The organism is Bradyrhizobium prioriisuperbiae, assembly GCF_032397745.1.
Lineage (GTDB): Bacteria > Pseudomonadota > Alphaproteobacteria > Rhizobiales > Xanthobacteraceae > Bradyrhizobium_A > Bradyrhizobium_A prioriisuperbiae.
In genome coordinates this window covers 396,578-408,217 of the sequence record NZ_CP135921.1, presented here as the reverse complement: position 1 = coordinate 408,217, position 11,640 = coordinate 396,578, and the positions used below count along the sequence as shown (strand labels likewise).

Genomic DNA, 11,640 nt, shown 5'->3' with positions numbered 1-11,640 from the left:
TCGCACGGCAGGATTGCGCGAGCCTTATCGCGATGCGGGCGAAATTGTGGTGCAGGTATCAAACGCTCAGCGGGCGGGACCGACCGGCGGTTTCATATCGCTGACAATGATGCGCAGCAGCTCCTGCGCCGCCGGCGACAATGTGCGGCCCTGCCGCGTGATGACATGAGTACGGCCGCGCGACAGCAGCGCGTTCTTCATCGGCAAGGCGATGACCTTCGCCGCATCGGTGACCGTCATCGACAGCCGCGATACCAGCGCGTAACCCAGGCCTGCGGCGACGAAGTGCCCCACCGCATCGAACGACGTGGTGGCCAGGGCGACGTTGAGACGGACGCCTTCGCTGACTTCGGCGGCTTCGATGTGCTGACGCACGCCGAAGCTGCGATGCAGGGTGGCGCCGGGGTAGGGCAGCAGGTCGGCCAGCCGGAGCGGGCGGTTGAGTTGGACCAGCGGATGCGTGCGCAGCACCAGGGTCTGGATCGGCTGGGCATGCGAATGGTGCGAGCGCAGCCGCTCGTCCTTCGGCGGCTTGAACAGCACGCCGACATGGGTCCGCTCCTCGACAATCGCCTGGACGATCTGATCGGTGCTGCCGACATCGAGCCCGACCGTGATCTTGGGATGCGCGCGCATGAACCGGCATACGCTCTTCTTCATCAGCCAGTCGATGTAGCCTTCACCCGCCATGATGTCGATATGACCGCTTTCGACCTTGCGGATGCTGTCCATTTGCGCGAGCAGGGTCTGCTTCTCGCTTTGCTGGCGGCGCAGATAGGTCGCAAGCAGCTGTCCCGCATCGGTGGGGGCCACGCCCCGGCCGCGGCGCTCGATCAGCGCGGTGCCGCACTCCTGCTCCAGCAGGCTGACCGCCCGGCTCACGGCAGAGGGGTCCATGTCGAGCACGCCTGCGGCGCCGCGCACCGATCCGCTGTCCAGCACCTGCATGAAGTAGCGCAGGCGGCGGGTGTCGAGCTTGTTGTTGTCCAGATTGACCCGCATGACACCCTCCCAGATTCTTGTTCCAAGCAGGTTTCCTGTTCCAAGGATGACCCTGCCGGGCTGCGCCGCCCGGTCCGATTGTGACTGTTGCATGAAATGCAACACATATCCTCTCCTGGTGCTATTGATGCAAGGCTGTTTTTCTTGAAAATCGGCTCCCAGAGTTGGCTATGCTCGCCGTTTGAGCGCCGCATCACACCTGGAGCGCCTGCATCATGACGTCGACGTCCGTTACAGCCGATCCACCCGCGATGACCTTTTCCGGCGCGGACAAGTTCAAGCTGTTCATCGTGGTGATGGTGATCGTCGCCGTCGCCGAGAGCATCGGGATCGCCCAGTTTCAGATCGGGCCGGGCAAGGTGGTGCTGCAGCCGATGGTCTGGGCGCTGCTGATCGCGGCCGCCTGGGGGCTTGCGGAGCGGCTGTTGCCGCGCCTGGTGCAGGTCACGGCCGGCGTGCAGAGCTTTGCCGGGGAGTTGCTCAATGTGGGCCTGCTGCTGTTCGTGGTGAAGCTCGGGTTGACGGTCGGCGCGGCATTGCCTCAGGTGCGGGAGGCCGGCTGGGCGCTGCTATTCCAGGAGTTCGGCCACACCTTCGGCACGCTGGTGCTCGGTCTGCCGCTGGCGCTGCTGCTCGGGGTCAAGCGCGAGGCGGTGGGCGCGACATTCTCGATCGGTCGCGAGGGCAACCTCGTCATCATCGGCGAGAAATACGGCATGGCCTCGGCGGAAGGCCGCGGCGTGCTGGCGGAATACATCACCGGCACCGTGCTCGGTGCGCTGTTCATCGCGCTCTTGGCCGGCTTCATCACCAGCCTGAACATCTTCGATCCGCGCTCGCTCGCCATGGGTGCGGGTGTCGGCTCCGCCAGCATGATGGCGGCCGGCATCGGCGCCATCAATGCGCAGCAGCCGGCGGCGGCGGTGCCGCATCTCACCGCCATTGCCGCGGCCTCGAACCTGATCACCCAGGTTGCGGGATTCTATTTCACCCTGTTCCTGTCGCTGCCGGTGTGCTCGTGGCTTTATGATCGGCTCGAGCCCGTGCTCGGCCGCTTCTCGAAGCGCGAGGTCAAGCAACAGATCTCGGACGCCGCCGTGCTGGCCGGCATCGGCGGCATGAAGGCGAAGGAACTATCCCTGGCCGATAAGCTGATCGCGTGGGCAGTGATGACCGGTGGGGTCATGATCGGCAATTGGCTGACCTACAAGGTGCCGGTGCTGCAGTCGCTGATCGGCATGCTCATCGTGATCGCGATCGCGCTGCTGGTCGACCTCGTCAAGCGGCTGGTACAGAGGCTGCCGATGGTGCTGGTTCTTTCGGTGACTGCCACCGTGCTCGGAATTCCCGGCCTGCTGCCGTTCTCCGACGCGATGATCGCCGCCACCGCCAAGCTGAATTTCCTCACTTTCACCACACCGGTGCTGGCGCTGGCCGGCTTCTCGGTCGCCAAGGACCTGCCGATCTTCCGACAGCTCGGATGGCGTATTGTGGTCGTTTCGCTCACGGCGGCCGCCGGCACTTTCCTTGGCGCCACCCTGGTCGCCGAATTGTTCCACTGAGTCTCAACCAATGGATCGCTCCATGTCCCTCCCGATCGAGATCGCCGACGATATCCGCAGCCGCATGGTGGCCTGGCGCCACGATATCCACGCTCATCCCGAGACCGCCTTCGAGGAACACCGCACCGCGCAGGTGATCGCCGACGCGCTGGGTGCGATGGATTTGCCGGTGCATCGCGGCCTTGCCGGCACCGGCGTGGTCGCGACGCTGGCGAACGGCCCCGGGCCGAGCATCGCGCTGCGCGCCGACATCGACGCGCTTCATATCCAGGAGCTCGGCAATCCCGCTTACAAGTCGCAGACTCCCGGCAAGATGCACGCCTGCGGCCATGACGGCCACACCGCCATGCTGCTTGGCGCGGCGGCGCATCTGGTGCGCCACAAGCTGTTCCGCGGCACCGTGCAGTTCGTGTTTCAGCCCGCGGAAGAAAATGAGGGCGGCGGCCGGCGCATGGTGGAAGAGGGGCTGTTCGACAAATTCCCGGCTGACGCGGTTTACGGCATGCACAACATCCCGCAGATCCCGCGCGGCAAGTTCGCCATCAAGCCCGGCATCATGATGGCGTTCTTCGATGTGTTCGAGATCGTCATCACCGGCCGCGGCTGCCATGCGGCGTCGCCCGAGAGCGGCATCGATTCCATCGTGATCTCCGCCCAGCTCGTCAACGCGCTGCAGGGCATCGTCAGCCGGCGCATCGGCGCGATGGATGCGGGCGTCGTCAGCGTGACGCAGATCCATGGCGGCGACACCTGGAACGTGGTGCCGGAGAGCGTGGTGCTGCGCGGCACGGTGCGCACGCTGGACGGCGCGATCCAGGACCGTATCGAGGCGGCGATGCGGCAGATCTGCGCCGGCATGGCGCAGATCCACGGCGCCACCATCGATTTCAGCTACATGCGGCGTTATCCCGGTGTCATCAACACGGCAACCGAGACCGAGGCCGCGGTCGCGGCGGCGGCGAGCCTGGTGGGCGAGGCCGAGGTGGACACCGACATCAAGCCGGTGATGGGCTCGGAAGATTTTTCCTTCATGCTGCAAAAGCGCCCCGGCGCCTACATCCAGGTCGGCGCGGGTGAGGGCGACAACGATCCGCCGCTGCACAATCCCTATTACGACTTCAACGACGCCATTCTGCCAATTGGCGCCGCCTACTGGGTTGCACTGGTGAAGCAGCAGCTTACCTAAAGGTGATGCTGTCAACCTTCGATATCTTCAAGATCGGCATCGGCCCGTCCAGTTCGCACACCGTGGGGCCGATGCGGGCAGCGCTGGCGTTTGTGCGCCTGCTCGATCGCGATGGGCTGCTGCCGCGCACTGTGCGGGTGCAGACCGAGCTGTTCGGATCGCTCGGCCTGACCGGCCGCGGCCATGCCACCGATCTCGGCGTGATCCTCGGGCTGTGTGGCGAAGCGCCTGACACCGTCGATCCGACAACTGCGCGCGAACGGATTGAAACCCTGCGACGCACGGAGCAGTTGCCGTTGCTCGGGCGCCACCCGGTCGAATTTGTGCGGGTGCGCGATATCGCGTTTTGCGGCGACCGGTCGCTGCCGGAACATCCCAACGCCATGCGCTTTGTGGCGCTTGCGGCTGATGGCGGTTCGCTGGCTGAGCGCAGTTATTTTTCCGTGGGCGGCGGTTTTATCATCGAGGCCGGCACTGATCCCGCTGGCGTCGCTGGAGGAGCCGGCGCTCTGGTCTGGCCGCATCCGTTCCGCAATGGCGACGAACTGATGGCGCAGGCCAAGGCCAGCGGCCTATCGGTCGCCGGCCTGATGCTGGCCAATGAGTGTGTCTGGCGGCCGGAGGCTGAGGTGCGCGCCGGTCTGCTGCGGATCTGGCAGGTGATGCAGGCGTGCGTGCAGCGCGGCTTCGGCATCGACAATGCCGGTGCCGAGGCGCGCTTGCCGGGAGGCCTGCACGTCCGCCGCCGGGCACCGGCGCTGTATCGCGAACTGCTGGCGCGCGGCGACAATGTCGAGGCCATCGATCCGCTGGCGGCAATGGACTGGGTCAACGCATTCGCCATGGCGGTCAACGAGGAGAATGCCGCCGGCGGGCGGGTGGTGACGGCGCCGACCAATGGCGCGGCCGGCATCATTCCCGCCGTGCTGCACTACTATCGCAAGTTCGTGCCCGACGCGTCGGACGATGGCGTGGTCGATTTCCTGCTCACGGCTGCCGCGATCGGTGTGCTCTACAAGACCAATGCGTCGATCTCCGGCGCCGAGGTCGGTTGCCAGGGCGAAGTCGGCGTGGCCTGTTCCATGGCGGCCGGCGCGCTGGCCGCCGTGCTCGGCGGTTCGGTCGCCCAGGTCGAGAACGCCGCCGAGATCGGCATGGAGCACAATCTCGGCCTGACCTGCGATCCGGTTGGCGGCCTGGTGCAGATCCCCTGCATCGAGCGCAATGCGATGGGCGCGGTGAAGGCCATCAACGCCGCGCGTTTGGCGCTGCGCGGCGACGGCCACCACTACGTGTCGCTGGATACCGTGATCCGCACCATGATGCAGACCGGCGAGGACATGAAATCCAAATACAAGGAGACCTCGCTCGGCGGTCTCGCTGTGAATGTGGTCGAGTGCTGAGACGCACGGTCATCTGTGTCGACTGATGTCAGGCGACAGCCGCACCACAGGTTCGTTCCGCTTCCTCGGCCAGCCATCGCACGAACGACTGGGCATCCTTGTCCGCGGATAACTCCGCGGGCCAGCGGGCGACATAGATCTTGCGCGACTCCATCACCGGCCCGTCCGGAAACAGCCGCGCGAGCCGGCCGTCGGCGATGGCGTCGCTGACCAGCAGCGAGCGTCCGAGCGCAACGCCTGTGCCCTCCGCTGCAGCCGCCAGGCACAGGCCGATTTCACCGAGACGGATACCGCCACCTGTTGCTGCCGCGCGCTTGAGGCCGAGGCGGCGAAACCAGGTGTCCCAGCTCCATTCGCTGGTCTGGTCCGCATCCTTGTGAATCAGCGGCAGCAATAGCAGTGCCTCCGGTGACGAGAGGGCCGGACGCAGCGCCGGCGTGCAGACCGGAAATACCTGCTCGCGAAACAGCGGCGTCTGCGTGGTGGTGCGGCGCGCCTCATTGGCGAGCACCCATGAAATGCGCAGATCGACCGGTTTGTCGGTCGTGGGGGCTGCTTCACGCGGCACGAACTCGAGCGCGATCGATGGATGTTGCGCCGTAAAACGCGGCAACCGGCGGATCAGCCACCAGTTGCACAGCGCGGTGCTGGCACTGATACGCAAGGTGCGCTGCCGGGCGGCGCGCCGGACATGGGCGTCGAGCGCACCGAGCGCGTCGAGCGATGCCGCGAGTTCGGGCAAGAGCGCGCGGCCTTCCGCGGTCAAATCAAGGCCGGGATTCTGTCGCTCCAGCAGCGTCACCCCGAAATGCTGTTCAAGACGGCGCACCTGATGGCTGATGGCGCTTTGCGTGACGCCGAGCTCCGCCGCTGCGCGGGTAAAGGAGCGATGGCGGACCACGGCGTCGAAGGCGAGCAGGGGCTGGAAGGGGGGCAAACGTCGGGGCATGACGAGCCATGATATCAATTCATGGAGCTTAGAAGAAGCATCATTCCTCTCGCGCCGGTCCGATATCGTAAGATGCGGTCATGACCTTGGATACGACACGTTCCGATCTGCCGCCGACGATCAAACCTGCGTCACGGATGACCGATGCCACGGTCACCCTGTGGGCCGTCTGCATTAGCGGCGCGCTGTTTCAGTTCGATCTCACGGCGCTGGCGGCGACGCTCGCCGATGTCGGAGCGGATCTTGGCACGGCCGAAGCCTCGTCGGCCTGGGTGATCGACATCTACAGCCTTGCGCTGGTGTTCTCGCTGCCGGCTTCCGGCACACTCGCCGATCGCTTCGGGCGCCGGCGGCTGTTTGCGCTTGGCACGGCCCTGTTTGCCATGGCCTCCGTATTGTGCGCTCTGGCGCCGTCATTTGCGATCCTGCTGCTGTGTCGCGCATTGCAGGGGATCAGCGGCGCCTGCTTCACCACCGCGTCGCTGGCGCTGCTGGCTGCGGCCTATCACGGGCCGGACCGGGCGCGCGCCTTCAGCATTGCCGGCACCGTGATCGGTGCCGCGATGGTGGCCGGGCCGCCGCTCGGCGCCCTGATCGCGTCGACAATCGGCTGGCGCTGGATTTTCTGGTTGAACGTGCCGTTGTGCGCGGTCGTTCTGGCACTGACGTTCAAACGCGTGGCGGAATCGGCCGATCCAGGCGCTGGCGAGCGAGCGATCGATGGGTTGGGATGCGCGCTGCTCGCGCTCGCGATCGGCAGCCTTGCGTTCGTCCTGCTCGACGGTCGATCGTTCGGCTGGCTCTCGCCGGCCGTGGTCGGGCTGCTCGCAATCTCGCTTGTCAGCCTTGTCGCTTTTGTGCGGGTCGAACGCCGTCATGCGTACCCCGCGATCGACCTCAGCTTGTTGAGGTCGCCGGAGTTTCTCGCCATGTGCATCACGCCGGTGGCGACGTCGGTCGGCTACTGGTCGCTGCTGATCTACGTGCCGCAGTTCGCACGCGACGTCATGGGCTTGCACCCGGTGGAGGCCGGTTGGCTTCTCACCGTGCTGACCGTGCCGATGCTGCTGCTGCCGCGCCTCGGGGCGGTGCTGGCGGCGCGTTTGCCGGCGGGTGTCTTCTTTCCGATGGGGCTGATGATCATCGGCGTGGCCGATTGCGTGCTGGCGGCAGCCGTCTGGGCCGGGCCGACGAGGTTCGGCGATTGGCCGGTCATTGTCGCTTTGCTGTGCAGCGGCACGGGAGCCGCGCTGATCCAGTCGCAGACCTCGGCGGCGGCCATCGGCGCCGTGCCCGGTGGCCGGGCGGCGATGGCGGCGGCGATTTGCGTCACCTTGCGCCAGCTCGGATTCAGCCTGGGTATCGCGCTGCTGGGGTTCCTGCTGCAGGCCGGGGGCGGGGCGGCCGGGTTCGCGCTGGCTTTCTGGGGCGCGGCCCTGGTGACCCTGACTGCCGCGGTCGCCTGCTACGTCCTGAACCGCCGTTGAACGCTTGGCGTCACCGCTTGCGGCCAAAGACCAAGTTGCACCTGTGCGACAGTTCAATTACGATTTTATGACACGGCAGCAGTCACCGGCTCCGCCGTTCGCCTTCTGGCTCCCGCCAGTGTGAGGCCTCACCTGCGCCGGGTGGTTTTGCGTTCCTTCATGGCGCCGACGCCGAACCCAGGTCTGCCCAATCCGAATCTTCCGAACGGGGGTCTTCCGGGCGGCGGCTCCGCGGCGGTTGCGGTCATTGCGTCCTACGGGATCTGGCGCCGCCTGGCGGTGGCCTCGCCGCATCTCGCTGCATTTGCCGTGATGCTGCAGACCGAAACCGACATGATGTCCCGGCTCGCCTTCCTGCTGGCCTGGGGCATCCTGAACTTCAGCTTCATCGCGGCGTTGCGCCGTCCGGCGCTCTCCGGCGCGCTGTCGCTGACCCTGGTGGTGATCCTGATCCTGCTGTCGCGGCTCAAGCACGACGTCGTGCAGATGACCGCGAATTTCGTCGACCTGATGGTGATCGATCGCGACACCATCGCTTTCCTGTTCACCATCTTCCCGGACCTGCGCTGGTCGGCGATCGGCGCCGCGCTGGTCACCGTGCCGCTGATGTACGCGCTGTGGTGGCTCGATCCGTTTCGTTTCCGCCGGCTGCCGGCAGTGGCGTTTGCGCTGGGATGCCTCGCGGTGCTGGTCGGGATCGCGAAGACCTGGCCGGACGAAGCCTGGCGCGGCTATTACGATGACGGTTATGTCTCGAAGTTCGCGCGCTCCGGCGTCACCGCCGTGTTTGATTTTGCCAATTACGGCTTCATGGAATCCGACGCGGTGGTGGCGGAACGCCTGAAGCTGCCGCTGGTGGACGCCTGCAATCCGGTGGGGCGGCGGCCGAACATCATCATGGTCCATGATGAATCCAGCTTCGACATCCGCTCCGCATCGGGCGTCAAGGTGCCGGCGGGCTACGGCAGCCATTTCGTGTCCTACGACGGCAAGGCGCGCAAGTTCCTGGCCGAGAGCAACGGTGGCCCCAGCTGGTTCACCGAATACAATGTGCTGGCGGGATTGTCGTCGCGCTCGTTCGGGCGGTTTTCCTATTTCGTGACCCGGATCGCGTCGGGCCGGGTCGAGCGCGGGCTGCCGCTGGCGTTGCGCCGCTGCGGTTATTCCACCATCTCGCTCTATCCGGCGTTCGGCGCCTTCATGAGCGCGCGCAATTTCCAGACCACGACCGGTGTGCAGAATTTCTATGACGCCCGCGCGCTCGGCGCCAAGGGCGTCGAGCCCGACAGTTTTTTCTATGACAAGGCGGTCAACCTGCTGGCCCAGGAGAAGGGAGAGAAGGGAACACAACCGGTCTTCATGTTCGTCTATCTCGCCGCCAACCATTTCCCCTGGGAGATCAAATTCCGCCCCGATCTGATGCCGGATTGGCGTGCACCGGGCAATGCGCCTTCGGTCGACGAATACCTGCGGCGCCAGACCATGAGCGTCAGGGACTACGGCGCGTTCGTCGCCGGCCTCAAGAAGCAGTTCCCCAACGAGCCGTTCCTGATCGTGCGGTACGGCGACCATCAGCCGGAATTCTCGCCGCAACTGCTCGACCCGAAATTGAGCGAGACCGATATCGGCAAGAAGCTGATGGCGTATGATCCGCGCTACTACGCCACCTACTATGCGATCGACGCCATCAACTTCAAACCGGCGGTGAGCCCGACCGCGATGGAGACGATCGACGGCGCCTATCTGCCGCTGGTGATCCAGGATGCCGCCGGCCTGCCGCTCGACCCGAGCTTCGAGGAGCAGAAGAAGATCATGCTCCGCTGCAAGGGGCTGTTCTACGCCTGCAAGGACGGCGCGGAAGCGCGGCGCTTCAACCGTCTGCTGATCGATGCGGGCTTCATCAAGTCGCTGTAACGCGCAAGGGAGCTGCCCGTTTGCGGTGAGGCCGCACTTCGCTCCGACCATGAAATGAGTCGCTATTGCCGTCGAGAACGCGCAGGGTGGCGCGCAGCTACGGTTGTCGCGACCGGCCGCATGGACAGAGTCGCTTACGGGAGGATGTCATGGCTAAAGGTCAAATGAAGAGCAACAAAGAAGCCAAGAAGCCGAAGGCGGACAAGAATCAGCCCAAGGGCGGTGGATCCGCCTACAAGCTATCGCAAGGCAAGGGTGCCGCAACGGCCAACCCATTCACGAAGAAGTCGTAGCGCGAGGCGAGATCTTTCCGAGGCGGGCTTGCTTTCGGTGACGAGAGATTCGGTCGGATCGCCCAGATTGTTTGGCTGAATGGGCTGACATGAGTGAGCGAATCATCCTGCGCTCTGGCAGGCCCGACGAAATCGAGATCTTTCAGGCCATCGATCACGCAGCGCGGTCGCGCTATGGAACGCTGCCAGGTTTCTCCGTGCCGGCGCAGGCCGCGCCGATGGCCGCCGAGCGGTTCGCGACCGGCTGGGTTATCGTCGCCGAGCAAGCCGGGCGGCCTGTGGGCTTCACACTGAACCAGCCGTTCGATGGTCTGGCGTATCTCGCCAACATTGCTGTTTTGCCGGATGTCGGCGGACGCGGCATCGGTGCCGAACTGCTGCAGGCGTCGACCGCAAGTGCGCGGGAGGCGGGCTGTCCGGCGGTTACGCTGGCCACGTTCAAGCGTCCGCCCTGGAACGGGCCATGGTTCCGCAAGCATGGGTTTTCACCGATGCCGGACGACAACATCGGACCGGATCTTCGGGGCATGCTCGATCGGCATGCGCAGTTTCACGACATGGCGACCAGGGAAACGCTCTGGCACCGGATACCGCTTTGGTAAGGTTGAACGGTTAGGTTAAAATCCAAATCAAAGTGCGGATTTTGCGGGATTTGCTAACACTGATTCATCTCGCAATGTCGCAGGAGACCCCAAGCCTCGCTAGCGACCCCCCATTTTTGTTGCGAGCCAGGGGCCGTCGCGCGAATACGCCGACGGTCCCGCCCACCTTCCCAAATTTTGGCCCGCGTGCGACCTGAGGTATTCTCCCGTGCGAGCTTGCCGTGTCGCGCACGGCGCTCCCCGGTCACGTGGATTGGTCGTCATGGACGATGTCGTCAGCAGTCTCGAGCGACGCCTGGGGCATTTTCACGCCCGTCAGCGGCTTGGCATCGAGATGGATCACGAGGCGCAGATCTTCGGCCAGGGTTTGACGTTCTTCCACATCGAGAACTGGACGTCGGCGCATGGATTGATCCGTGCCGCCCTCAAGCTGACGGGGCTGTATTGGCGCGGCCGGCGCAACGCCCAGCGCATCCAGGTCCGTCATCAGCACCTGCGTTTCGAAAACCTGCCGGCGGCGTTCGACGGTTTCACCCTGCTGCACATCAGCGATCTTCATGTCGACTACAGCGAAGGCGCGCTGCGCCGGCTGGCCGAGATTCTGCCCGGCCTCAGCTACGATCTCTGCGTGCTGACGGGTGATTACCGGGGCGCCACCCGCGGGCCGATCGAGGCTTCGATGGAAGGCGTCCGGCGGCTGAGGCCTGCCTTGCAGGGGCCGGTCTATGGCGTGCTCGGCAATCACGACAGCATCCGCATGGTGCCGGCGCTCGAAGCGATGGGCATCCGCATGCTGCTCAATGAATGCGAGCCGATCCGGCGCGGCGGCGATGTCATCCATCTCGCGGGGATCGATGACGCGCACTTCTATCGGGTCGACAACATCGAGAAGACCGCGATCGACATCCCGCCGGCGGCGTTCTCCATCCTGCTGTCGCACACGCCGGAAATCTATCGTCAGGCGGCGCACGCCGGCTTCGATCTGATGCTGAGCGGTCACACCCATGGTGGCCAGATCTGCCTGCCGGGTTCAGTCCCGATCACGCTGAGTTCAAAACTGCCCCGGCGCCTCGGCTCCGGTTTGTGGACCCATCACGGCATGACCGGCTACACCTCGGTAGGAGTGGGAACGTCGATCGCACCGGTGCGGATCAATTGCCTGCCCGAGATCACGCTGATTCATCTGGCACGGTGAGGCCTGGGCCTGACGGACCACGGCTTCGGGCGATCCGGCGCCCGATG

10 protein-coding genes are annotated in these 11,640 nt (G+C 65.1%); 8 read left to right on the top strand and 2 right to left on the bottom strand.

The window, feature by feature from the left end:
• Positions 1-66 precede the first annotated feature (66 nt).
• Complete coding sequence (locus RS897_RS01920; RefSeq protein ID WP_315834929.1) at positions 67-1,002, bottom strand: LysR family transcriptional regulator; 936 nt, start codon at positions 1,000-1,002, stop codon at positions 67-69.
• 215 nt (positions 1,003-1,217) lie between these two features.
• Here RS897_RS01920 and RS897_RS01915 point away from each other — a divergent pair, with 215 nt between their 5' ends.
• From RS897_RS01915 to RS897_RS01905, 3 genes are read left to right on the top strand one after another with little or no spacing between them, the layout of a single operon-like run.
• Positions 1,218-2,564: a DUF3100 domain-containing protein gene (locus RS897_RS01915; protein WP_315834928.1), complete on the top strand. Its 1,347-nt coding sequence runs from the start codon at positions 1,218-1,220 to the stop codon at positions 2,562-2,564.
• 22 nt (positions 2,565-2,586) lie between these two features.
• Entirely contained in the window at positions 2,587-3,750 is a 1,164-nt protein-coding gene (locus tag RS897_RS01910; protein WP_315834927.1) for a M20 aminoacylase family protein, read from the top strand.
• A gap of 5 nt (positions 3,751-3,755) precedes the next feature.
• Positions 3,756-5,153, top strand: coding sequence for an L-serine ammonia-lyase (locus RS897_RS01905; protein ID WP_315838949.1), 1,398 nt, complete (start codon positions 3,756-3,758; stop codon positions 5,151-5,153).
• 28 nt (positions 5,154-5,181) lie between these two features.
• Here the strand turns inward: RS897_RS01905 and RS897_RS01900 are convergent, their stop codons facing one another.
• Complete coding sequence (locus RS897_RS01900) at positions 5,182-6,102, bottom strand: LysR substrate-binding domain-containing protein (protein ID WP_315834926.1); 921 nt, start codon at positions 6,100-6,102, stop codon at positions 5,182-5,184.
• 80 nt (positions 6,103-6,182) lie between these two features.
• Here RS897_RS01900 and RS897_RS01895 point away from each other — a divergent pair, with 80 nt between their 5' ends.
• The 5 genes from RS897_RS01895 (at position 6,183) to RS897_RS01875 (ending at position 11,593) form a co-directional block, all read left to right on the top strand.
• Complete coding sequence (locus tag RS897_RS01895; RefSeq protein WP_315834925.1) at positions 6,183-7,589, top strand: MFS transporter; 1,407 nt, start codon at positions 6,183-6,185, stop codon at positions 7,587-7,589.
• 159 nt (positions 7,590-7,748) lie between these two features.
• Positions 7,749-9,503 carry a sulfatase-like hydrolase/transferase gene (locus RS897_RS01890; protein WP_407654412.1) on the top strand — a complete coding sequence of 585 codons (1,755 nt, stop codon included), beginning with the start codon at positions 7,749-7,751 and terminating at the stop codon, positions 9,501-9,503.
• 149 nt (positions 9,504-9,652) lie between these two features.
• Positions 9,653-9,796, top strand: a complete 144-nt coding sequence (locus RS897_RS01885) for a hypothetical protein (protein ID WP_315834924.1) — start codon at positions 9,653-9,655, stop codon at positions 9,794-9,796.
• Between the two features lie 89 nt (positions 9,797-9,885).
• Positions 9,886-10,398: a GNAT family N-acetyltransferase gene (locus RS897_RS01880; RefSeq protein ID WP_315834923.1), complete on the top strand. Its 513-nt coding sequence runs from the start codon at positions 9,886-9,888 to the stop codon at positions 10,396-10,398.
• 262 nt (positions 10,399-10,660) lie between these two features.
• On the top strand, positions 10,661-11,593 hold the full coding sequence (locus tag RS897_RS01875) for a metallophosphoesterase (RefSeq protein ID WP_315834922.1): 933 nt from the start codon (positions 10,661-10,663) through the stop codon (positions 11,591-11,593).
• The last annotated feature ends 47 nt before the right edge of the window (positions 11,594-11,640 follow it).